The sequence below is a fragment of the Oryzomonas sagensis genome (assembly GCF_008802355.1).
Classification (GTDB): Bacteria; Desulfobacterota; Desulfuromonadia; order Geobacterales; family Pseudopelobacteraceae; genus Oryzomonas; species Oryzomonas sagensis.
The window spans coordinates 446,009-468,414 of record NZ_VZRA01000003.1; the positions used below are offsets into that span (position 1 = coordinate 446,009).

Genomic DNA, 22,406 nt, shown 5'->3' on the forward strand with positions numbered 1-22,406 from the left:
AATACCCAATTTATTTCAGTGAGGAACGAATGTACACAGTAGCAGATCTGAAAAAGGGGCTGAAGATTACTCTCGACGGTGATCCCTACATCGTCATCGCCTTTGACTTTACCAAACCGGGTAAAGGCCAGGCGCTCTATCGGACCAAGATGCGCAACATGATCAACGGAACCATCCTCGACCGCACCTATCGTTCCGGAGAGACCTTCGAGCCGGCCAGCCTGGAGGAACGCCAGATGGAGTACCTCTACAAAGAGGGGACCCACTACACCTTCATGGACCAGCAGACCTACGAGCAGGTCGTCATGGAGGAAGAGGCCATGGGCGATGCCAAGAACTTCCTGCTGGAAAACCTCAAGGTGGATGTCATGCTGTTCGGTGAAAAGGCCATCGGCGTTGCGCTCCCCAACTTCGTCAACCTGCGCGTCACCCAAACGGAGTCGTGGGCCAAGGGGGATACCAGCGGCAACGATTCCAAGCCCGCAACGGTGGAAACCGGCTACGTCCTCCGGGTGCCGCCTTTCATCGACGAGGGGGAACTGATCACCATCGACACCCGTACCGGGGAGTATTCCACCCGCGTTAAAGGATAACCGTACAACAGCGCACAATTTTCTCTTTAGCACGCGCACCAAAAAGCCCCGCCTGAAAAGACGGGGCTTTTTGGTGCGCTTCTCACCGCGGCACGACAGCTACACCTTGAACCACTCGACCATGACATTCAGCTCCGAGGCGAGTGCGGAAAGGCTCACCGACGAATTTTTGATGTCGGTGAATGAGCCCTGAATATTCCGGGTGATACCCGCGATGTCGTTCATATTCTTCGACACGTCTTCGGAGGTGGATGACTGCTCTTCCGTGGCTACCGCAATACGCTGGACCATGTCGGTAACCTGGCCCACGTAGGCCACGATGCCGTCGATGGATGCCAGGGTCTGGTTGACGTGTTCCAGAACCTTTTCTACCGATTCCCGCTCCGTTTTCATGCAGTCCACAGACTCCGTGACGCTGGACTGCATCTTGGTGATGGTGCGGGCGATGTCGTCCGTGGCTTCGGTCGTGCGTTCCGCCAGCTTTCGGACGCTGTCGGCGACCACGGCGAATCCTCGTCCCATATCGCCGGCGCGGGCCGCCTCAATGGCCGCATTGAGCGCCAGCAGATTGGTCTGATCGGCAACGTCCTTGATCAGCGTGACAATATTGTTGATCTCCTCCGACTGCGCCCCCAGATCCTCCACCTTTTGGGACGCATCTTTCACCATGTCGGCAAACGACAGCAGTTCCGTCATGGTGCTCTGCATCACGTTTTTGCCATCCATGGCGATGCGCTTCATGTTTTCCGCCGCTTCGGATGTCTCGGCGGTATTTCGCGCCACTTCCAGCGTCGTCTGGGACATTTCCGTGATGGCCGCCGCCGACTGTTCGATGCGGGCGGTCTGTTCCCCGGCTCCCTTTTCCAGGGAGGTGGAGGTGGTCGACATCTGATCGGAACTGCTCGCCAGGCTGAAGGTCGCCGATTTGATCTTCCCGACCATATCGCGCAGATTGACGACCATGACGGCCATGGATTCCTGGACTTTGCCGATTTCATCGGTTCCGGCTCCGGAAATATCGGTATCCAACGCTCCGTTGGCCACGTTGCTGGAAACCCGCTGGAGGGTGCTCAGCGGCCGGGATATGGAGCGGTAGACCCAGATGCCGAATATGATGCCGAAGATAACTGCGCCGGCGCTGATCCCGACTATCAGAAGCGTCGTAAAGCTCACCATCCGGTTGACGGTCAGGATCGCTTTTTCCTGATCCCCCTGGGCAACGCTGACGGTGCTTTTTCCCCGCTCCAGCTGCTTGGAGACAATCTCGTTCATTTTGACCGTTACTGCGGCAGCCTTCGCCTCCATGGCGATCCTGTTCTGAATCTTGGCGATCACTCCGTCCTTCGCCAAGAGCAGGTTCTTAATGGATGCGAGGCTGGTTGCGACGCCGCGCAGAATCTGCACCTCCTGCTGGGCTCGTACACCGGTCAGTTTTCTGTCCAGTTCGCCCCGCAGCTTGTCTATGCGGACAAAGGTGCGCTGAATTTCGCCTTCGGCATCGGTTACCTCCTTGGCCGTAGCCAGGGTGAACAGACGCGACGACATGCCCTCAACCGTAAGCCCAAGCGAGATAAGCTCCGAATTATCCACAAGGATTCCGGTAGCCGTGCTGTTTTGGGTGAAGAGCCCCCCCTGGCGTCCGGTTTCCGTAGAGTAGGTCTCGCCGGCGGTCGTCATCTCCTGTTCGATGACGAGCATCATGGCGCCGATCTTGTCGTTGATCTCCTTGACCTGGGCGTCGCGATTGGACGTATCGGCGTTGGCCTGGCCGATGGATGCGCCGAGCGATTTGAGCAACTCTGCGGATTTGGCGGCAATAATGCGAAGTTCGCCCGACAGGTGTGAAGAAGCCCTGATGTAGTCGCTCTGCTGAGTTTTATTGAGGGATGTGTTGAATTTTCCCTGGGCCAGGATGAGCGCCTTCCTCGTTGTCGCCCTCTGCAGCTCGAAGAGGTTCAGTTGCAGGTCCTTGAGCGACAATTTAAGCATTTCGATGCCGCGGACCTTGCCCGATACCGTCTTCGTCGTTTCGATGGATTTCGAGTACAACGACGAGGATGTTTTCTGCAGCCCCTGAATCTTCTTGTCAAGCTCACGCAGCTTCAGGTTGCTTTCGCGAATCTTGTCGATGATGGTTTTGCTGGCGGCGCTGGCCTCGGCCTCGGCTTTGAGCTTGCTCTCCGTCACGGAGTAGATATCGGCTGCAACGGCAACAAACTCGTCATAGGTCTGGTTCTTGGTATCGCTGGAAAGCGCCTCGAGATTTTCCTGGGCGGTTTTTACTTCCGCCAGGGCTTTTTCGGCGGCGGGTTTAGCCGCGCTATACTCCGTTTGATTGCGGGATGTCTCCACTTTGATAAGGGATGCTGTGGCGCTCTGGATAAAACGTTGGAATTCAACCGTCCGCATCTGGAACGGGGTGCTGCGTTGGGTCAGATACTGGAGTTTTGTCTTTATGAAGCTCATGCCCACAATACTACCGACAGCCACTACGGCGATGATAATAATGACAATAACGACATTCAGCGTCAATTTTGTTTTGATCGTCATGAAAGTGCCCCTGGCAGGTCTCGTTCCGCACATGCATCGCACGCATCACACCAATGTGTCGGTGCTGACGCCGCGGGAAATGAAACTGATGGATTATTGGGAAAACGAGCAAAAAAATAAATGAAAGAGCGGGGCATTTCTGCTCCGCTCTTGGCAGATACCCCTCAGTTCTTGGTGAACTGCTTACCCTCGCCCTTGATGTAATCGATCAAATGCTGCACCTTCGGGGACGGTTTTCCCTTGGTCACGGCGATGATGGGGCGCGCGTAGTCGGGGGTCTCCACCTTCTTGACCGTCGCATCGATGATCGAATAGGGGCCGAACCCGACCGCTTCGGGGTTGGAGGCGATAACGTTCCTGATGTCCTCGAATTTGGCCGCCTCGATTACGTCCTTGGCATACTCTTCCTTGTTCAAGGCCAGCTTTTTGAACGACCCCATGGTTGCGGGGTTCTGGTTGCTCAGGACAACGATGACGGGGGCGTCGTTGCCGCCGACTTCCTTCCAGTTGGAAATCTTGCCGGTGAAGATCCCCTTGACCTGCTCCCCGGTCAGTTTTCCCACCGGATTGTTGTTGTTGACCACGACATAGATATTGCCCTGGCCGATGACCGTGTGATGATAGGCAGCCGGGTCCTTGACATCGAGCCCGTCCTTTTTGGCGCTTGCCAGGAGTTCGTCGAAGGTCGAACCGGCAGCGCTCATATCGATCTCGCTGTTGGCCAACTGCTTAAAGGCGATGGTGGCACTGGTGAAGACGATGTTGAGCTTGTTGCCGGTTTTCTTTTCAAAACCGTCGCGCACCGGACGAATGAAGTTGTCGATCGGCGCGCCGCCGCCGCCGACCTTTATCTCATCCGCGTGAACCGTGTTGGTGCCTCCTGCCATAACAGCCGTTACAAAAGCCAGCGCAAGTACAATCCTCTTCATGGTGCGGCCCCTCCCTCTGTAGTATCTACCCAGCAATGATATTACGATCTAATGAGAAACTATACTAGAAATGACGACATTTCAAGCTAAATGCACGTAAAAAAACACTTTGTCCGATTGTCGGCGTTTACGCTATCGAATGACCGGTTGAGCTTGTCGGGCGGGCTGTGCTAATCTTGCGGCCTCACCGATTCCATAAAAAAAGGATGGATCATGTCGTCATCTCGTCTGGCTAATCTTCACCTGCGGGCCCGCGTAATTCAAACAATCCGGGAGTTTTTCCGTTCACGCGGATTTCTGGAGGTCGAGACCCCGCACCGTATTCCGGCCAACGCGCCCGAAGAGCATATCGAGCCCTATCGGTCCGATGCCTGCCACCTCCAAACCTCGCCGGAAATCTGCATGAAGCGGCTTTTGTGCCGCGGATACGGGAATATCTTCCAAATCTGTCGTTGTTGGCGAAGCGATGAACGCGGCAGGAGGCATGTGCCGGAATTCACCATGCTGGAGTGGTACCGGGCCGATAGCGATTATTTCGTTCTCATGAGAGACTGCGAGGAGTTGCTGAAATCCGTGGTTGAAACGACGAGCGGGGGGACGGCACTGTCGTACCAGGGCCGTAAGATCGAGGTACATAACGGCAGCAGGCGGATAACGGTCCGCGAGGCGTTCGAGCGGTTCGGCGGCACAACCGTGGAGGCGGCGCTCCACGACGGCACATTCGACGAGATCATGGTTACCGCCATAGAACCGGCCTTGCCGCAGGATGTGCCGGCCATCCTGATGGATTATCCGGCCGCAGCGGCCTCTCTGGCCCGCCTCAAACCGGGCGACCCGACAGTCGGGGAGCGGTTCGAGCTGTACGCCGGCGGCCTGGAGCTTGCCAATGGCTTTAGCGAGCTGAACGATCCCCGGGAACAGCGGGCGCGCTTTCTGGAGGCCAACGACAAACGGCTCCGGTCCGGGCTCCCGCCCCTGCCCCTCCCGGAACCGTTTCTGGCCGATCTGGGGGATATGCCGCCTGCCGCCGGAATTGCCCTGGGCATCGACCGGCTGGTCATGCTCTGCGCCGACGCGGACAGAATCGACGATGTTGTCGCCTTTACGCCGGAGGAGTTGTAATGTCGCGGTAGGCAACCCGCTCGCCACGGTAGGTGGTCAGAAACACCACGTCGCCGTCCCGCTCGAACTGATCGGGCAATATGGGAACCTTTCCCTTGCCCCCCGGCAGGTCGATCACGTAGTGGGGAACCCCCAAGCCCGAGATATGGCCGCGCAACGCCCGGATGATCTCAAGGCCGCTGGCCAGGGGCGTGCGGAAATGAGCCGTGCCTTTGACCAGGTCCATCTGGTGGAGATAGTAGGGCCGCACCCTGATGCCCAAAAGCCCCGTCATCAATGCGCGCATGGTCGCTATGTCGTCGTTGACCCCCCGTAGGAGCACGGTCTGATTGCCCATCTGGATGCCGGCATCCGCCAGCAGGCCGCAGGCAGCCGTCGATGCGGCGGTGATCTCTGCGGGATGGTTGAAATGGGTATTGACGTAGAGCGGATGAAAACGCTTCAGCATGGCGCACAACTCCGGGGTCACACGCTCCGGCAGGGTGACCGGCATGCGGGTGCCGATGCGGATGATGCCGACGTGCGCGATGGCGCGCAGCCGGGTGAGGATGTCGTGCAGGGAGGCATCGTCGAGCATGAGCGGGTCGCCGCCGGTAAGCGTCACATCCCGGATGGCCGGGGTCGCCCCGATGTAGGCCAGTGCCTGCTCCAAACGCTCAGTGCCGGGAGGTTGATCCCCGCACCCCACATGGCGCTTTCGCATGCAGAAACGGCAGTACACCGGGCAGCGGTTCGATACGAGCAGCACGACCCGGTCGGGGTAGCGATGGATCAAGCCGGGGACCGGGCTGAGGGACACCTCGGCCAACGGGTCGGGAAGCTGGCCGTCATCCTCGAGTTCCCGCACATCCGGGATGCACTGGCGCCAGACGGCATCGCCCGGCTCTCGGATCAGTCCGGCATAGGATGAGGAGACCAGGAACGGATAGCGTGCCGCCACCGCTTTGATGGCAGGCATCATGTTTTGATTTATGTTTAATTTATCGACGGTTACGCTTGAGTAGTTGATGTATTTCATGAGATCGTGCTTTCCGGTTGAGGTTGAATCGATTCGCGGGGGACGGCAATCCGTCTGCAAGACCGAATTGTCTTGAAAATAACCATATTATGTGAAATATACAACAGATTAAAATCATCTGTTGTGCTGCGCGACGGCGGTATCCATGTACACCAAATATTTCGGATTCAAAGAAAAACCGTTTACCCTGACGCCCAATCCCCGCTTCATCTTCCTCAGCAAGCATCACAAGGAAGCGTTCGCCCATCTTCTGTACGGCATCAACAGCCATTACGGCTTTATTGAGCTGATCGGCGAAGTGGGCACCGGCAAGACCACGGTATTACGCACCCTGTTGGGGCAGCTTCAGGACAAGAACTACCGGACGGCCCTGATCTTCAACCCCAGCCTGACCGGCGTGGAACTGCTGCGCAGCATCAACAACGAGTTCGGCATCGACGCCGGCAGTCACTACGCCAATGAACTCCTGGCGGTCCTGAACCGTTTTCTGCTGGAGGAAAACACCAACGGCAGAACCGTTGTCCTGGTCATCGACGAGGCACAGAACCTCGACCCGGCCACCCTGGAGCAGATCCGGCTGATCTCCAACCTGGAGACCGAGGATGATAAGCTCATCCAGATCATCCTCGCCGGGCAACCGGAGTTGGAACGCCTGTTGTCCAAACCGGAACTGCGTCAGATCAATCAGCGCATCGCCGTTCGCTACCGGCTCAGCCCGATCAGCATGGATGAAACCCGCGCCTATATCCGCCATCGCATGGAGGTGGCCGGCGAGAGCGGGGGCGTCTCCTTCAGCCGTTACGCCATCAAATACATCTATCTCTATACCCGCGGCGTCCCCCGCATGATCAACATCCTCTGCGACCGGGCTCTCCTGATCGCCTACGGTGACGAGCGCCGGGACATCAGCGCCGGCATCATCAGCAGAGCCATCAGGGAGATTCTCAATCTGCCGCGGAATCGGTTTGCGCCCCGGCACCTGGCAGCGATGATCGCCGCCGTCATTATCGTGGTGTTGCTGGCGCTTTGGGCTGCGCAGTGGCAGTCCGGCCGCCTCTTGCACGCGGGACGGAGCCTGCTGGCCCGTTCCCCTGCCCCGGCACCGACGGAGCCGCCCGATGCAACGACACCTGCCAAGGCAGGCGGTTCGTCCGTCAAGGCGCCACCGCTGTCGGCATCGGCTGCCCGCCGGATCTCCAGCGCGGAGCAGGAACTCCTCTCCTACGATCAGGTCAGCACCCATCTGCACGCCCTGAATGCCCTCATCGGCCGGTGGCGGGGGCAATCCTACGGCGCGGTCGGTGTCCGGCTGACAACCCCGGATACGTTTTCGCGCCTTGCCGCCAAGCGGGGACTGCGCCTGACCCCCTTCAAGGGAACGCTTGACGAGGCTATCCGTTTTGGTCTTCCCTTCCTGGCGGTCACCAGGGTATCGGGTGAATTGGGGCCCTACTGTCTTGCCGTGACGGCGGTTCGCGGCGATGGCGTCACCGTTTCGCCCGCCCTGTTCGGCAAGGGCACTATCGCGAAGCAGGAGTTGGCCTCCCTGGTAAACGGGACCTTCTATCTTGTCTGGAAAAATATCGGCCGCGTTCCGGTCACGATTACGCCCGGAGAACGCCGGAATGAAATAGGAACCCTGCAACGGCTCCTCAAACAGGCTGGGTCGTACCATGGGCCGTTCGACGGCATCTACGGCGATGCAACCGCCGCGGCCGTGCGGGAGTTTCAGCACGCTCACGGCATCGCCGTGGACGATCTGGTTGGTGAACTGACCCTGGCTGCGCTTGTAGCGTACGATAAAAACGCCAACATCCCTTCCCTTAAGGGAAATTGATCGGGTAAACAGATGAGTTCCATTCTCAAAGCGCTGAAAAAGCTGGAAGAAGAAAAATCGGCCCGGACACCGGATGCCCTCAAGATAGATTCGGAGATCCTGCGTGGCGGAAGCTCGTCCCGGTTCCCCTATCGCAACGTGATCCTGCTGGCGGTTCTGTTCTTTATCTGCGGTTCCCTGTTTACGTACCTGTATGTGAAGCGCGGGGCCAACCCGGCCGGCACCGCAGCGCCCACGGTCCCGTCGCCGGAGCGCACCATCCCCCCCCGTGCGGCTGTTACGGAAGCCCCGGGGAAGGTCGTACCGGCCGACCGGCCGCGCCGCCAGGCACAGGATGCCCCGGCCCCGGTTTCCGTGGCCGCGCCCCATGCCAAGCCTCCCAAGCCTCCCAAACATCCCCGTGCCGCCCTGCCCGCAACGGCCGGACAAGCGCAGCCGGGAGCCGTGGCACAGCCGGTCGTTGCCGTGCCGTCAGCGCCGTCCAGGCGTATCCCCACCCTCAGGGTGGACGGCATCGCCTACCATTTCGGCAGCGCCGACAGCCTTGCCGTGGTCAACGGGAACACGGTCTTTGTTGGGGCAACGGTTGAAGGGGCAAAGGTCGAAGATATCGGGAAGGATCACATTCGGTTCAGCTATGGGGGGGAGAAGTTCGATGTCTCCCTGGGCAAGTCCAATTAACCCGGGAAAAGCATGTGCCGCGGAGGCGCTGAGTTACATATTTCACCGGGGGAGCGACGATACCCCGGCCCCCCCGTCATTCCGGCTTTGAGAATTTCAGCGTCTTCTCGGCTCTGGCGCTGAACGGGGTGTGCCCCCGTCAGCGCACGATCACCCGGACGAATTTCACCAGGTAATCCACCCCCGACCAAATGGTCAGCAGGGTTGCGATCCAGAGATAAAACATCCCCACATTATGCATGTTGACATGCACCAGCGGATTGTCGATCCCGAACAGCCAGTTGTAATCGTAATGCAGCACCAATCCCAGAATAGCCACAATCTGGAAGATCGTCTTGAACTTGCCCAGATCGCTGGCAGGAATGACGATCCCCTCGCTCGACGCAATCCCCCGCAGTCCGGTAATGATGATCTCGCGTCCCAAAACCACCAGCACCATCCAGGCGGGCACCCTTCCAAAGGGGAGGATCATGATCAAGGCCGCCATCACGATCAGCTTGTCGGCGATGGGGTCGAGAAACTTGCCGAACACCGTGACAATCCCCATGCGGCGCGCCAGGTAGCCGTCCAGCCAGTCGGTGATGGATGCCAGGGCAAAAACCGCCGCGGCCCAGAAGCCTGCCGACTGGTCCGGCGAAAGGAGCAGAAACGCCATGAGCGGAATGGCGGCGATCCGGAGCATGGTCAGGATATTGGGGATATTGAGTATGGGATGGGAGGTGCGTGTCGTCATGGATTCAGTTCGCCTGGTAGGATTGCATGTAGGATAGCACCCGGTTGACATAGGTGCGGGTTTCGGCGTACGGAGGGATGCCCCCGTATCGGGCCACTTTGTTCAGTCCGGCGTTGTAAGCGGCCACGGCCAGGGACACATCGCCGCGGAACGTATCCAGCAGAAAACGGAGGTATTTCACCCCCCCCTCCACGTTGTCCTTCGGGTCGAAGCTGTTGCTGACCTTGAGGGATTTGGCGGTTCCCGGCATGAGTTGCATCAGGCCGCTGGCCCCCTTGGGGGAAACTGCGTTGGGGTTGTATCCGGATTCGGCATGGATGACCGCCTTGATGAGTGACTGGTTGACCCCGTATTTATCCGCATAGGTCTTGATGATGTGATCGTATTCCGCCGGGTTGACCGAGGCGGCGAACTTCAATCTCGTGCGCAATTGCCGGTCCTTTTTGAGGTCGCGCATGAAGACCTTGAAGCGTTTGTCCGTGGGGGCATCGGTAAAGTGGACGATCCCTTCCGCATCCTCATAACGGTAGATATCGGCATGGGCGGGCATGACCGGGAGCCCCGCGAACCACGCTCCCGCCGCTACACAAAGGGCTATCCTCTTCCTGCTGATGATTCGATCAAGTCGCATAATTTTTCATAATCCCAAATAAGTATGAATTGTTCAAGAACAAATCGACATGGTACCCGTCACGGCATGCTCCCGCGCCGCCGGCCGTAGCGTTCCAGCCGATTGTTCATCTCGCCCGCCAGGCCCCGGTGGATCATATCCCAGGAAAAACGCCACCCCCAGTTTCCGAATGCCGTACCGGGAAGATTCATGCGGGCCGTACCGGGCAGGCCGAGGATGTCCTGGAACGGTATGACGACCGTATCGGCTACGGACATCAAGGCCACCCTGATGATATCCGCAACGATATCGCGCCCGTTCGAGCCGACATAGTCCCGTACCAGGCTACGGTGGTGTTCATCCAGGCTGGAATACCATCCCAGGGTCGTATCGTTATCGTGGGTGCCGGTGTAGACGACACAGTTTTTGACACAATTGTGAGGCAGGTAGGGGTTGGCCGGACCGGAATCAAAAGCGAATTGCAGGATCTTCATGCCGGGAAAGCCGAAACGGTCGCGCAATGCCTCGACCTCGGGGGTGATGACACCCAGGTCCTCGGCAATAATCGGCAACTCTCCCAGTGCCGACCGAACCGCCTCGAACAGGCGTCCTCCCGGCCCGCCCCCCCACACGCCCCGCTCTGCCGTGTGTTCAGTGGCCGGCACCTGCCACGCAGCCTCAAAACCGCGAAAATGATCGATGCGCACGCCGTCGAACAGCGCAAACGCATGGCGGAAACGTTCGACCCACCAGTCGAATCCCCGGCGTTCCAGGATTTCCCAGTCATAGAGCGGGTTGCCCCAGAGTTGGCCGGTCTTGCAGAAATAGTCGGGCGGTACGCCGGCCACGACGGTCGGTTTGCCCTGGCCGTCAAGCAGGAAAAGGTCGCGGTTGCGCCAGACATCTGCCGAATCATAGGCCACAAAGATAGGTATGTCGCCGATGAACGAGACCCCGCGGCTTGCGGCATATGACCGCAACGCTTGCCACTGGCGGGAAAACTGCCACTGCAGATATTTCTGGGCTCCGATCTCGGGCCCCAGCTTCAGCGAAGCCTTTTCATAGGTTTCCGCCGTCGGCAACGCCGCTTCCCGGGGCCATTTCTGCCAGCTTTTCCCCCTGTAATGCTGTTTGAGCGCCATGAAGAGCGCAAAATCGTGCAACCAGGGCGTCGTATCGCAGAAGTGCCAGAATTCCTCGGTCCGCGAGCTTCTCCCGGCGCCAAGGAAGGTTGCCGCGGCCTGATGGAGCAGGCCGAGCTTCACATCGGAAACGCCGCCATAGTCCACCCGTCCTTCGGGAAAATGGCTGCCGAGCGCCTCAAGCGGCAGATCGCCCTCCTTGACAAGTTGCTGGAGGTCCAGCAACAGGGGGTTGCCGGCAAAGGCCGACAGTGATGAATAGGGGGAGTTGCCGCAGGCGGGCGGGGTCAGGGGGAGCACCTGCCAGTAACTCATCCCCATGGTTGACAGCAGGTCCACAAACCGTCGCGCATTGTCTCCCAGCGTGCCGATGCCGTCGTGTCCTGGAAGCGACGTTGGATGAAGCAGGACCCCGCAACTCCGTCTCTTCAGCATTGTGTGCCTCCTGAAGCGTAGTGGTGCAATTAAGCCATATACGACCTTGCTTTGCAAATAAAATCAATATATTGCCAACTATTAAAATACAATTCAATTGTCGGCTTATTTCGGGTATAGTTCTATAAATGAGTACACATTTCACTAACCATCTTCTACGGTCCTCATGAATAAGCACCCCCTGGGCATACCGGCACGCGCTATCGATACCAAGCTTCTGGCGTCCCTGATCATCGAGCTCAATATCTCGCTCCGCTATTTCAAGTCCTATCCCGCTGGGCACCCTGTCATCAACGCCTCCTTGAACAAGGTGGTTGCTCTGTATGCACAATTAATGACGGCGCATGACGAAATCGTCGTTGCCGCCGCAAAAAATGCCCTGGTGGTGGAAAACGCCCCCCTCGACAAATCGAATCTTGTCTTTCGCGATTTTGCCGGCGCGCTTTTCGAACACGGCATCGGCGCCTTGATCTTCCACAAGGGCCTGAACGTCGAAGAACTCAGGAGCTTTAACCTGATTCTGGGGCTCAAGCGGGAGGAACTCAGCGCTCGGGGGGGAATCGGAAAGGTCTGGGAGCAGTCGCACATCACCGCCCTTGACATGCGCGCCATCCGCTATGACCTGTTCAGCGCTACCGAGGATGATGCTCTGGCCGGCTCCTTGAAGATGGAGCCATCCGGCGCAGGGCTTTGGGAACAGTTTGCCCGCGGATTGTTGGGAGGCTCGCTCGGCTTCGACGCGGCAGACGATGCGGCCGGGATTGACCCGAAACTGCTGGCCCAGGCCTTGAACCGCCGGTACCGCGAATCGGGCGCCGGCGAGGATGACGAGTACATCGACGTCTTCGCCGACCTGATCGAACCGGAAGAGGGGGACCGGGAAGATAACACCAACCTGGGCATTCCCGGCAGCCGGATTGCAGCCTTTGTGGCAGACCTGGACCCCGGCCTCCGCCGTACATTCCTATCCAAATCCTTCGATATCGGCGCATGGGGCACCCCCTCGGCACTCGAAGACATCCTCGGGCACATGCCAGACCATGTGATTGCAGGAATTCTGGACGATATCGGCAGCAACAGGGTCTCGGTTTCGCCGGCAATCATGGCGCTCCTGCAACGGTTGTCCCTGCACTCGGCGAGCGGGGCTCACGATTCGCTGCCCTTTTCCCCAAATGCGCAGGAAAAATTACACATCGTCTTCAGCGAACATGCTGCGGAGGAACATAAATTCCAGAACGACGGGGTGACGGCTCTGCCACGTTCCTCTTCCGGCGTGGCCTTCCCATCCCCCCGCCAGGAACTCTGCCTCTTGCGGGAAACCATGCAGGCCGGTTGGCTGGAGAACTGCGTCGGCCAGATCATCCTGCGCCTCGTGACTGCCGCGGACGACCCGGCGGAAACGGAGAGCCTCGCCCAGAACCTGGGGGATATGTGCGGTTATCTGCTCCAGACCGGCGATTACCACCAACTGCTCAGGATCATTGAACAGGCAAACTCCCCAACCCTTCCCTCGGCATTCAGGGAACACCTCGCGGAACGATTTTGCCGCCGCGACTTCCTGGAGGAGGTCCTCAATGGCCTTACCACCTGGGGCAAAAGCCGCTTCGAGGACATCCGCCTATTGGTCGAAACGATCGGAACCCCGTTCATCGGACCGCTTCTGGATAGTCTGGCCGAGGAAGAAAACATGTCGTTGCGGCGTTTCATGATGGATTGCCTCCTGGAATTCGGCCCTGCCGCCAAGGAGTCGATCCTGGTGCGCCTCGACGACCAGCGCTGGTATTATCTGCGCAATTTGCTCATCATGCTGCGTTCCCTGGACGATCCCGAAATCGTTCCCCACATCAGGCCCTTGGTTATGAACAGGAATCCCAAGGTCCGGCAGGATGCCCTGCGCACCCTGCTCTCCTATAACGATCCGGTTGCGGAACGCCAGCTACTGCGGGACCTGGAGAGCAACGACAAGGAGGTCCGGCTTGCGGCCATCGGCATGGCCGAGAAGAGCCGCTCCCCGGATGTCTGCAGGAAACTTTTGGCAATTGTCGCCAAAAGCGGTCTTTCGCAACTGGATATCGAGCTGAAAAGTACCGCCATTGCCTCCCTGAAGGAGATGGGGCGGGAGGAGGCCCTCCCCGAATTACTCAAGTTTCTGGGCTCCGTGAACCTGATCCGGGCCAAGGCGCTCACCCGCCTCAAGCTCGATATCGTCCGTTCCCTTGAAGCGTATCCCCCTCCCAGCGTCCTGCCGATCCTGGAAAATATCGCCAGGGGGAGCGACGAATTGGCCCGGCAGGCCGAAGAGTCCCTACGGACCGTCAGGATGAAATCCGATGGACAGTGAAAGCCTCATCATACAGGAATCCATCCGCTCGCTACTCTCGGCAACCGCCAATGCCGCGCTCTACACCATGGGGCATCCTCAGGTGGCCCGTCTGGCCGAATCGGCCTTTAAAGGCATCAGCGCGGCCCTTGGCATCTCCCGGCAGATATCACTCACGGTTATCGAGGATGAGCTGATTATCAACGGCGAACCGCCCTCCTTCAGCCTCTCTATGAACCGATTCGCCGAGGTGCTCAAATCCAGGGGGATCGGTCATGTAAAATTCATCGAGGGGCTTGACCGCGAGGAGATCACCGCCCTCATCGCTGCTTTAGCCAGTCAGGAAATGGGGCGGGCTGCTTTAACCTCCAGCGAACATATCCGTTTCGGCCAAGTGGCACTCAGCGAGGGGAGCGGCGGCGGATATGCCGTTTCGCCCGACGGAGACGGCGCTCAGGGCCCAATTCCCCTGAAGGACATGCCGGCTGAAGAGTTGGCCCGTTTCACAGAGATCTACGGGGCGCTGAAAAAGAAGCAGAAGATGAAGGTGACCGGTATCGTCGAGATCGTGTCCGGTTTTATCACCGCCTTCCGGCAGGAGGGCGAATCCCGTCTGGTCATGGCAACCATGCGCAGCGACGAGGAGTATACCTTCACCCATTCCGCCAATGTCTGCATTCTCAATCTGGCCCAGGCCATCTCCCTGGGCATCGAGGGACAGATGCTGCACGATATCGGCATTGCCGCCATGCTGCACGATATCGGCAAACTCCTCATTCCCGAGGAGATTCTCATCAAGAGCGGCAAACTGACCCCCCAGGAGTTCAAACTGTTGGAGGAACACCCGGTGCAGGGCGCCCGGCATCTCCTGGAAGTTCCCGGCGTTCCCCGCCTGGCGGTGGTGACCGCCTACGAGCATCATATGAAATACGATTTATCCGGCTATCCCGCCGCGCCAGAAGGGGGACGCCTCAATCTATGCAGCCAGATCACCATGATCTCCGATTTCTTCGATGCCATGCGGACCCGGCGCCCGTACCGCGCCCCGGTTGACCTGCGGACCATCGTCGGCCAGATCGTGGACAGATCCGGGAGCGATTTTCACCCCCTCCTGGCCCGAAATTTTCTGAACATACTCAAGCGCATGGTTGACGCGCGTCGTTCCTCGTAATCTCCCCCTCCCCTTCTTGACATTCCCCGCTTCCATGCTTACCTAAACTATGTAGAGAGCAGCACATTCCATTTTTATCCGAAGGAACGAATCATGGACTTCAACCGTTTGACGCAAAAATCCCAGGAAGCCTTTGCAGAGGCCCAGAACAAGGCGGTAACCAGCGGCCATGTGGAGGTGGACGGCGAACACCTGCTCTGGGCATTATTGGAACAACCGGATGGTCTGGTGCCCCGCCTGCTGACCCGGATGGATGTCCGCCCCGAAACGATCAAAAAGGAGGTTGAGGCGGAACTGGACCGCCGCCCGCACGTCTCGGGCCCCGGAGCGGAACCGGGCAAAATCTACGTCTCCCAGCGGCTGTCGCGCATCCTGGTTGCCGGCGAGAACGAGGCCAAGCGGCTCAAGGACGAGTATGTCTCGGTAGAGCACCTCTTCATGGCGCTTCTGGGGGAAGGGGACAAATTCCCGTCCGGCCGGATACTCAAGCAGGCCGGCATCGATCGGGAAAAATTTCTCAAAACCCTGACCGACGTGCGCGGCAACCAGCGGGTGACCTCCGCCAACCCGGAGGCCAGTTACGAGGCCCTGGAAAAGTATGGCCGCGATCTGGTCAAGATGGCCAGGAGCGACAAGCTCGATCCGGTCATCGGCCGGGATGAGGACATCCGTCGGGTAATCCGTATCCTGTCGCGCAAGACCAAGAACAACCCGGTGCTGATCGGCGAGCCGGGAGTCGGCAAGACCGCCATCGTGGAGGGATTGGCCCAGCGTATCGTGCGGGGCGACGTGCCCGAGGGGCTCAGGGACAAGACGGTCTTTGCCCTGGATATGGGGTCGCTCGTGGCCGGGGCCAAATACCGCGGCGAATTCGAGGAACGCCTCAAGGCGGTCCTGAACGAGGTCAAGGAGGCCGAGGGAGGCATCATCCTCTTTATCGACGAGTTGCACACCATCGTGGGGGCCGGCAAGGCCGAAGGCGCCATGGACGCCGGCAACATGCTGAAACCGATGCTGGCCAGGGGGGAGTTGCACTGCATCGGCGCTACGACCCTTGACGAGTACCGTCAGCATATCGAGAAGGATGCCGCCCTGGAGCGCCGGTTCCAGCCGGTCCTGGTGGAGCAGCCCTCGGTGGAGGACACGGTCTCCATCCTGCGGGGGCTCAGGGAACGATTCGAGGTGCACCACGGGGTAAAGATCCAGGACAACGCCCTGGTGGCGGCCGCTACCCTCTCCAACCGCTACATCACCGAACGGTTCCTGCCGGACAAGGCTATCGATCTCGTGGACGAGGCCTGCGCCATGCTCCGTACCGAGATCGACTCGCTTCCCTCCGAACTGGATACCATATCCCGAAGGGTCATGCAGTTGGAAATCGAGGAGCAGGCCCTGAAACAGGAGAAGGACCCGGCCAGCCGGGAGCGGCTGGAGGCGCTTCGCAAGGAGCTGGCCTCTGACCGGGAGAAGGCCTCTGGCATGCGGGCCCGCTACGACACGGAAAAGTTAGCTATCCAGCGCATTCAGGGGCTGCGGGAGCAGATCGAGAAGACCCGCCGCGACATTGAGCAGGCCGAGCGTACCTACAATCTGGAACAGGCCTCCAAGCTCAAATATTCCGAGCTGCCGGGGTTGGAAACCGCTCTGAAGAACGAAGAGGCAGCCCTGAGCGAAAAACAGGGCGGGGAGAAACTGCTGAGGGAGGAGGTCACCGAAGACGAAATTGCCGAGATCGTGGCCCACTGGACCGGTATCCCGGTCACGAGACTGGTGGAGGGGGAACGGGAAAAGCTGCTGCGCCTGGAGGACATCCTGCATCAGCGGGTAGTGGGACAGGACGAAGCGGTACGCCTGGTGACGGATGCCGTGCTGCGCGCCCGTTCGGGCATCAAGGACCCGCGGCGTCCCATCGGTTCGTTCATCTTCCTGGGGCCCACGGGGGTCGGCAAGACCGAGCTTGCCCGCACCCTGGCCGCCGCCCTGTTCGACTCGGAAGAGAACATGGTGCGTATCGACATGTCGGAATACATGGAGAAATTTGCCGTGTCGCGTCTCATCGGCGCGCCTCCCGGCTATGTGGGGTACGAGGAGGGGGGGCAGTTGAGCGAGGCGGTCCGGCGCAAGCCTTACAGCGTTCTCCTGTTCGACGAGATCGAGAAGGCCCACCCCGACGTCTTCAATATCCTGCTGCAGATTCTGGACGATGGCCGGGTCACCGACAGCCACGGACGCATGGTCAGCTTCAAGAATACGGTTATCATCATGACCTCGAACATCGGTGCCCCCCATCTGCTGGAGGGTATCACCGCCGACGGCGAGATTCGGGAGGATGCCCGCAAGGCGGTCATGAACGAACTGCGGGCCAGCTTCCGCCCCGAGTTCCTGAACCGGGTTGACGACATCGTACTCTTCAAGCCGTTACATCTTGATGAGGTGGTGCGCATCGCCGACCTCCTGGCGGAGCAATTGAAGGAACGACTGAAGGATCGCCACATAACCCTTGAAATTACCGACGAGGCCAAACGCTTTATCGCCCGGGCCGGCTATGACCCGGTCTACGGCGCCCGGCCGCTCAAACGCTACCTGCAGCGGGAGCTGGAGACGCGGGTGGCGCGCGCCATCATTGCCGGTAATGTGGCGGAGGGAAGCAAACTGCGGGTGCAGGTCAAGGATGGCGCCCTGGATGTCAGCGGAGAAGCTGAAATGCATACCACACCATAAATCCCGATTTGATTTGATATTTTTAAAAAAGGTTATACAATTCGTCGAAATGTTTTTACTCGAGTCACCGGGAGGAACTGCACCTATGTTCAAAAATGTCAGTGTCGGCACCAAAATCCTCGGAACGGTCGCCACGATCCTGGTCTTAATGATCCTCGTCGGCATCCTGTCCATTGTAAGACTTTCCAGCGTGACCGGGGTGGCCGACGACATGGGGCAGAATTTCATGCCCAGCGTGTCGCAGTTGGCAAAGATGCGGAACACCGTGGACACCTATCGGCGCTCCGAGTTGCAGTTTTACCTGCCGAATACGGAAGAGGACTTCAAACGTTACAGCGACCGCATGGTCAAGATGCAGGACGAGTTGAAAACAACACGGGAAAGCTATGTCAAGCTTAACCTGACCGATGAGGAAAAGAAACAGATTGCCACCTTCGACTCGGTGTGGCAGGCATATGCGGCTTCCGCCAATAAGGCGCTGGACCTGATCAGGGCCGGTAACCTCGAGGAAGCACAGAAACAGACCCGTGGCGAGGGCAAGAAGCTGTACGATCAGGCAAATAAGCTCCTGGGCGATCAGCAGGTTTACAACCAGAAGAAGGCCGATAACGGCGTCAAACAGGTGCATCAGCTGGCTTCCATGACGCGCACCTGGATCATCATGCTCGTCATGTTCGGGTTGATCGTCGGCGTCGTGCTCGCTTTGGTCACCGTCAGGGTGATCTGCGCACCGCTGCGCCGCCTGGCGTCCGATGCCGAGCTTGTCGCCACGGGGGACCTGGGGGTCCAGGTCCGGATCGATTCCGAGGACGAGGTCGGCCAACTGGCGCGTTCTTTCGAAAAGATGGTCAATAGCCTGCGGGAGATGATCGGCACCTTGGCCGATTCGTCGACCCAGATTTCGAACTCCTCGTCGGAGATGCAATCCGATTCGGAAAAGATGGCCTTCGGTGCGGAAGAGGTTGCCGCTCAGTCCATAGGTGTTGCAACCGCAAGCGAGGAGATGTCGGCAACATCGGGAGACATTGCCCAGAACTGCCAACTTGCGGCGGAAAGCGCCCAGCGTGCCAATAAGGCTGCCGACCACGGCGCCGGTGTGGTGGAAAATTCGATCTCCGTCATGCACCGCATCGCCGAGCGTGTCCAGTCTTCGGCCACAACCGTTGAAGCCCTGGGAAAACGTTCCGACGAGATCGGTGCGATTGTCGGCACCATCGAGGATATTGCCGATCAAACCAACCTTCTGGCGCTCAACGCAGCCATCGAGGCCGCCCGGGCAGGGGAACAGGGACGCGGGTTCGCCGTTGTGGCCGATGAAGTGCGCGCCCTGGCGGAACGGACGACCAAGGCCACCCGGGAGATAGGGCAAATGATCAAGGCCATCCAGCAGGAGACCAAGACCGCCGTATCCGCCATGGAAGAGGGGGTTGCCGAAGTCGAGCAGGGAACCGAAGAGGCGGCCCGTTCGGGCGAAGCGTTACGGAAGATCCAGGACGAGATCAATGCGGTCAATCTACAGGTGCAACAGATCGCAACGGCCGCAGAAGAGCAGACCGCCACGACCGGCGAAATCAGCACCAATATCCACCAGATCACCAATGTGGCCCAAAATACGGTGGAAGGTGCCCGCAACACCTCCACCACCGCGCAACAGCTTTCCCGGCTTTCGGACGAGCTGCAACGGCTGGTGGGACAATTCAAGCTTGCCGCATCCGACAAATTGATCAACTGGAGCGCCAGCTACAGCGTCAATGTCCCCGTCATGGACAAGGAACACCAACGTCTGATCGAAATCATCAACAACCTGTATGGCGCCATGCGCTCCGGCCGGGGCCTGGATGCCATCGGCACCATTCTGGACGAACTGGTTGCCTACACCAAAACCCACTTTGCCCACGAGGAGCGCCTGATGCAGGACGCGGGATACGCCGGTTACGATGAGCAAAAACGCGCCCATGAAGCCCTGGTGCAACAGGTCGCGGATATTCAAAACAAGTACCGGGCCGGTACAGCCCTGAGCCAGGAGGTCATGAGTTTTCTGAAAAGCTGGCTGGTCAACCACATCCAGGGACTCGACAAGCGTTACGGTCCCCATCTGAACAAGAAAGGGCTCAAATAAAAGATCAGCGTTCAAAGAGATACCGCCACGGGAACAAAGCCGTACCTGCTCACCCAGGTACGGCTTTGTTCGTTGCACCCATTTTTATTGTTCGGCCCCTCTCCGCTTGACAAAGTTTCCCCACAGGAGAATAATTCAAAAATTTCGCGTATACAAACCAGAAGGGACAGTGCGTTATGCTTATCGAAAGTGATTTTCTCGTCATCGGCAGCGGTATTGCCGGACTCTCTTTTGCCCTCCAGGCTGCCGACCATGGCAGCGTCGTCCTTGTAACCAAACGTGACATTTCCGAATCTGCCACAAAGTATGCCCAGGGAGGTATTGCCTCGGTTTTTTCCACCGAGGACTCCTTTGACGCCCATGTGAACGACACCTTGGTGGCGGGGGCCGGCATCTGCCATGAGGATGTGGTGCGTATGGTGGTCGAGGAAGGCCCCCAGACGATCCGCAATCTGATCGAATGGGGCGTCAAATTCACCACCGGCAGCGGTAGCCAAGCCTACGACCTGACCCGCGAAGGCGGCCACAGCGCCCGCCGCATCCTGCACGCGGAAGATATCACCGGCCGCGAAATAGAGCGGGCCCTGGTGGAGGCGGTCCGCCAGCACCCCAATGTCAGAGTGTACGAAAATCACATCGCCGTCGACCTGATCACCCAAGCCAAGGTCGAACGCCGCCCCGTGGAACAGAACCGCTGTCTGGGGGCCTATGCCCTGGATATTACCGCCGGCGAGGTAAAGACCTTTTCATCCAAGATCACCCTGCTGGCAAGCGGCGGAGCCGGCAAGGTCTACCTTTACACCTGCAACCCCGACGTGGCGTCGGGCGACGGCGTGGCCATGGCCTACCGGGCCGGCGCTACCATCGCGAATATGGAGTTCATGCAGTTTCATCCCACCACCCTTTTCCACCCCCTGGCCAAGTCGTTTCTGATCTCCGAGGCGGTGCGCGGCGAAGGGGCCATCCTGCGGCGCCGGGACGGCACGGCTTTTATGGAAAAATACCATAAGCTCAAGGACCTTGCGCCCCGGGATATTGTGGCCCGCGCCATCGATCACGAAATGAAGATCAGCGGCGACGATTGCGTTTTCCTGGATATCACCCACGAACCGGCGGACTTCGTGCGCAGCCGTTTCCCCAATATTTACCAAACCTGCATGGAATTCGGGCTGGACATGACCAAGGAATGGCTGCCGGTGGTGCCCGCGGCTCACTACCTGTGCGGCGGGGTGGCGGTCAACACCGACGCGCAGACCGATATCCCCGGGTTGTACGCCATCGGAGAGGCCGCCTGCAGCGGGCTGCACGGAGCAAACCGCCTGGCCAGCAATTCACTGCTGGAAGCGGCTGTCTATGCCGGCAAGGCCTATCGCCATGCCATCCAGGCGGTGAAAAAACTGCCCAACGGTCACCCGGAGTTGCCGAGATGGGACTCGGGCACCGCCACGAACAGCGACGAGATGGTCGTGGTCTCCCAAAACTGGGACGAGATCCGGCGCAGTATGTGGAACTATGTGGGGATCGTCCGTTCCGACAAACGGTTGGAACGGGCCATGCGGCGCATCAAACTGATCCAGGACGAGATCGAGGAGTACTACTGGAATTTCATTGTCACTTCGGACCTGATCGAGCTGCGCAATATCGCTACTGTCGCCGAGTTGATCGTGACCTGCGCCCAGATGCGCAAGGAATCCCGCGGCCTGCATTACAATATCGACTATCCGGAGCGGGATGATGTCAATGGCAAAAAGGATTCGTTCATCAAGAAGCAATTCTGATTTCTTGCCGAACAGAAATGTCTCTTATTCTTCGGTACTGGGGAGAAACCATTGGATATCAATGAAATTCGCACAAGGATAGACCTGTTGGACGATGTATTGCTGCGCATCTTCAACGAGCGTGCCCGCCTCGCCCTGGAGATCGGGCACCTCAAGAAGGGACTGAGTCTGCCGGTCTTTGATCCGAATCGCGAAAAACGCATCTTCGCCCGCATGAAGGACGAGAACCCCGGCCCCCTTGACGATGGGGCAATTGTGAGGCTTTTCGAGAGGGTCGTGGATGAATCGCGCCGTCTGGAACGCATCATGTCGCATCAGGAAGAGGAGGCTTGACCGCTTCGCCGCAGATGCGCGGTGCGGAAGCCATGTTTAAAGCAATGAGTGAAAGGAGTTAGTTTACCATGCTGATTATAATGAAAAAACACGCGCCTGACGACACCCTTGACCGGATAAAGGAATATCTTATCACCCGCGACTTCGATATTCATCAATCAACCGGGGCCAACCGGACGATCATCGGCGTCATCGGCGATACGGATACCCTGAACGATCACGAAATCGAGGCCATGCCGGGGGTAAGCCAGGTGGTGCGGATCAAGAAGGACGATTAAAACGGAAATAAAAACGGCGGGTCACCCCGCCGTTTC

17 protein-coding genes are annotated in these 22,406 nt (G+C 58.8%); 11 read left to right on the forward strand and 6 right to left on the reverse strand.

Annotated elements, in window-relative coordinates; genetic code table 11:
* Positions 1–29: 29 nt before the first annotated feature.
* Positions 30–593, forward strand: a complete 564-nt coding sequence (efp, locus tag F6V30_RS12870) for an elongation factor P (RefSeq protein WP_151157346.1) — start codon at positions 30–32, stop codon at positions 591–593.
* 99 nt (positions 594–692) lie between these two features.
* On the opposite strand, the gene F6V30_RS12875 is transcribed toward efp, so the two are convergent.
* Both F6V30_RS12875 and F6V30_RS12880 read right to left on the reverse strand, forming a co-directional pair.
* A complete protein-coding gene (locus F6V30_RS12875; RefSeq protein ID WP_191965684.1) occupies positions 693–3,143 on the reverse strand; it encodes a methyl-accepting chemotaxis protein in 2,451 nt (816 codons plus the stop codon).
* A 164-nt stretch (positions 3,144–3,307) separates the two neighbouring features.
* A complete protein-coding gene (locus F6V30_RS12880) occupies positions 3,308–4,072 on the reverse strand; it encodes a substrate-binding domain-containing protein (RefSeq protein WP_151157348.1) in 765 nt (254 codons plus the stop codon).
* A gap of 213 nt (positions 4,073–4,285) precedes the next feature.
* Here F6V30_RS12880 and epmA point away from each other — a divergent pair, with 213 nt between their 5' ends.
* Positions 4,286–5,194, forward strand: a complete 909-nt coding sequence (epmA, locus tag F6V30_RS12885; RefSeq protein WP_151157349.1) for an EF-P lysine aminoacylase EpmA — start codon at positions 4,286–4,288, stop codon at positions 5,192–5,194.
* Here epmA and F6V30_RS12890 read toward each other — a convergent pair.
* A complete protein-coding gene (locus tag F6V30_RS12890; protein ID WP_151157350.1) occupies positions 5,175–6,212 on the reverse strand; it encodes a KamA family radical SAM protein in 1,038 nt (345 codons plus the stop codon). The two genes, epmA and F6V30_RS12890, sit on opposite strands and share 20 nt — an antisense overlap.
* 145 nt (positions 6,213–6,357) lie before the next feature.
* Between F6V30_RS12890 and F6V30_RS17125 the strand changes: the two genes are divergently transcribed.
* Both F6V30_RS17125 and F6V30_RS12900 read left to right on the forward strand, forming a co-directional pair.
* Positions 6,358–8,049, forward strand: a complete 1,692-nt coding sequence (locus F6V30_RS17125) for an ExeA family protein (protein WP_191965685.1) — start codon at positions 6,358–6,360, stop codon at positions 8,047–8,049.
* Between the two features lie 12 nt (positions 8,050–8,061).
* Positions 8,062–8,730 carry a hypothetical protein gene (locus F6V30_RS12900; RefSeq protein WP_151157351.1) on the forward strand — a complete coding sequence of 223 codons (669 nt, stop codon included), beginning with the start codon at positions 8,062–8,064 and terminating at the stop codon, positions 8,728–8,730.
* 139 nt (positions 8,731–8,869) lie between these two features.
* On the opposite strand, the gene pgsA is transcribed toward F6V30_RS12900, so the two are convergent.
* From pgsA to malQ, 3 genes are all read right to left on the reverse strand, one after another.
* Positions 8,870–9,463: a CDP-diacylglycerol--glycerol-3-phosphate 3-phosphatidyltransferase gene (gene pgsA, locus F6V30_RS12905; RefSeq protein ID WP_151157352.1), complete on the reverse strand. Its 594-nt coding sequence runs from the start codon at positions 9,461–9,463 to the stop codon at positions 8,870–8,872.
* Positions 9,464–9,467: 4 nt separating this feature from the next.
* Positions 9,468–10,013, reverse strand: coding sequence for a lytic transglycosylase domain-containing protein (locus tag F6V30_RS12910; RefSeq protein WP_151127664.1), 546 nt, complete (start codon positions 10,011–10,013; stop codon positions 9,468–9,470).
* Positions 10,014–10,153: 140 nt separating this feature from the next.
* Positions 10,154–11,707, reverse strand: coding sequence for a 4-alpha-glucanotransferase (gene malQ / locus F6V30_RS12915; RefSeq protein WP_275938144.1), 1,554 nt, complete (start codon positions 11,705–11,707; stop codon positions 10,154–10,156).
* A gap of 109 nt (positions 11,708–11,816) precedes the next feature.
* On the opposite strand from malQ, the gene F6V30_RS12920 reads away from it, so the two are divergent.
* The 7 genes from F6V30_RS12920 to F6V30_RS12950 all read left to right on the forward strand — a co-directional run bounded on the left by F6V30_RS12920 (position 11,817) and on the right by F6V30_RS12950 (position 22,370).
* Positions 11,817–13,991: a HEAT repeat domain-containing protein gene (locus tag F6V30_RS12920; RefSeq protein WP_151157354.1), complete on the forward strand. Its 2,175-nt coding sequence runs from the start codon at positions 11,817–11,819 to the stop codon at positions 13,989–13,991.
* Positions 13,981–15,141, forward strand: coding sequence for an HD-GYP domain-containing protein (locus F6V30_RS12925; protein ID WP_151157355.1), 1,161 nt, complete (start codon positions 13,981–13,983; stop codon positions 15,139–15,141). Before F6V30_RS12920 ends, F6V30_RS12925 begins: the two co-directional genes overlap by 11 nt.
* Before the next feature lie 93 nt (positions 15,142–15,234).
* Positions 15,235–17,862, forward strand: a complete 2,628-nt coding sequence (clpB, locus tag F6V30_RS12930) for an ATP-dependent chaperone ClpB (RefSeq protein ID WP_151157356.1) — start codon at positions 15,235–15,237, stop codon at positions 17,860–17,862.
* An 85-nt stretch (positions 17,863–17,947) separates the two neighbouring features.
* On the forward strand, positions 17,948–19,981 hold the full coding sequence (locus tag F6V30_RS12935) for a bacteriohemerythrin (protein ID WP_191965686.1): 2,034 nt from the start codon (positions 17,948–17,950) through the stop codon (positions 19,979–19,981).
* A gap of 176 nt (positions 19,982–20,157) precedes the next feature.
* Positions 20,158–21,759 carry an L-aspartate oxidase gene (nadB, locus tag F6V30_RS12940; protein WP_151157358.1) on the forward strand — a complete coding sequence of 534 codons (1,602 nt, stop codon included), beginning with the start codon at positions 20,158–20,160 and terminating at the stop codon, positions 21,757–21,759.
* Positions 21,760–21,810: 51 nt separating this feature from the next.
* On the forward strand, positions 21,811–22,092 hold the full coding sequence (locus F6V30_RS12945; RefSeq protein ID WP_151157359.1) for a chorismate mutase: 282 nt from the start codon (positions 21,811–21,813) through the stop codon (positions 22,090–22,092).
* Between the two features lie 68 nt (positions 22,093–22,160).
* Positions 22,161–22,370, forward strand: a complete 210-nt coding sequence (locus F6V30_RS12950) for a hypothetical protein (protein ID WP_151157360.1) — start codon at positions 22,161–22,163, stop codon at positions 22,368–22,370.
* Positions 22,371–22,406 lie beyond the last annotated feature (36 nt).

Excerpts from the sequence above, each read along its gene's own strand:
- efp (WP_151157346.1), top strand. The coding sequence starts at position 30 with ATGTACACAGTAGCAGATCTGAAAAAGGGGCTGAAGATTACTCTCGAC.
- F6V30_RS12875 (WP_191965684.1), bottom strand. The coding sequence starts at position 3,143 with ATGACGATCAAAACAAAATTGACGCTGAATGTCGTTATTGTCATTATT.
- F6V30_RS12880 (WP_151157348.1), bottom strand. The coding sequence starts at position 4,072 with ATGAAGAGGATTGTACTTGCGCTGGCTTTTGTAACGGCTGTTATGGCA.
- epmA (WP_151157349.1), top strand. The coding sequence starts at position 4,286 with ATGTCGTCATCTCGTCTGGCTAATCTTCACCTGCGGGCCCGCGTAATT.
- F6V30_RS12890 (WP_151157350.1), bottom strand. The coding sequence starts at position 6,212 with ATGAAATACATCAACTACTCAAGCGTAACCGTCGATAAATTAAACATA.
- F6V30_RS17125 (WP_191965685.1), top strand. The coding sequence starts at position 6,358 with ATGTACACCAAATATTTCGGATTCAAAGAAAAACCGTTTACCCTGACG.
- F6V30_RS12900 (WP_151157351.1), top strand. The coding sequence starts at position 8,062 with ATGAGTTCCATTCTCAAAGCGCTGAAAAAGCTGGAAGAAGAAAAATCG.
- pgsA (WP_151157352.1), bottom strand. The coding sequence starts at position 9,463 with ATGACGACACGCACCTCCCATCCCATACTCAATATCCCCAATATCCTG.
- F6V30_RS12910 (WP_151127664.1), bottom strand. The coding sequence starts at position 10,013 with ATGCCCGCCCATGCCGATATCTACCGTTATGAGGATGCGGAAGGGATC.
- F6V30_RS12920 (WP_151157354.1), top strand. The coding sequence starts at position 11,817 with ATGAATAAGCACCCCCTGGGCATACCGGCACGCGCTATCGATACCAAG.
- F6V30_RS12925 (WP_151157355.1), top strand. The coding sequence starts at position 13,981 with ATGGACAGTGAAAGCCTCATCATACAGGAATCCATCCGCTCGCTACTC.
- clpB (WP_151157356.1), top strand. The coding sequence starts at position 15,235 with ATGGACTTCAACCGTTTGACGCAAAAATCCCAGGAAGCCTTTGCAGAG.
- F6V30_RS12935 (WP_191965686.1), top strand. The coding sequence starts at position 17,948 with ATGTTCAAAAATGTCAGTGTCGGCACCAAAATCCTCGGAACGGTCGCC.
- nadB (WP_151157358.1), top strand. The coding sequence starts at position 20,158 with ATGCTTATCGAAAGTGATTTTCTCGTCATCGGCAGCGGTATTGCCGGA.
- F6V30_RS12950 (WP_151157360.1), top strand. The coding sequence starts at position 22,161 with ATGCTGATTATAATGAAAAAACACGCGCCTGACGACACCCTTGACCGG.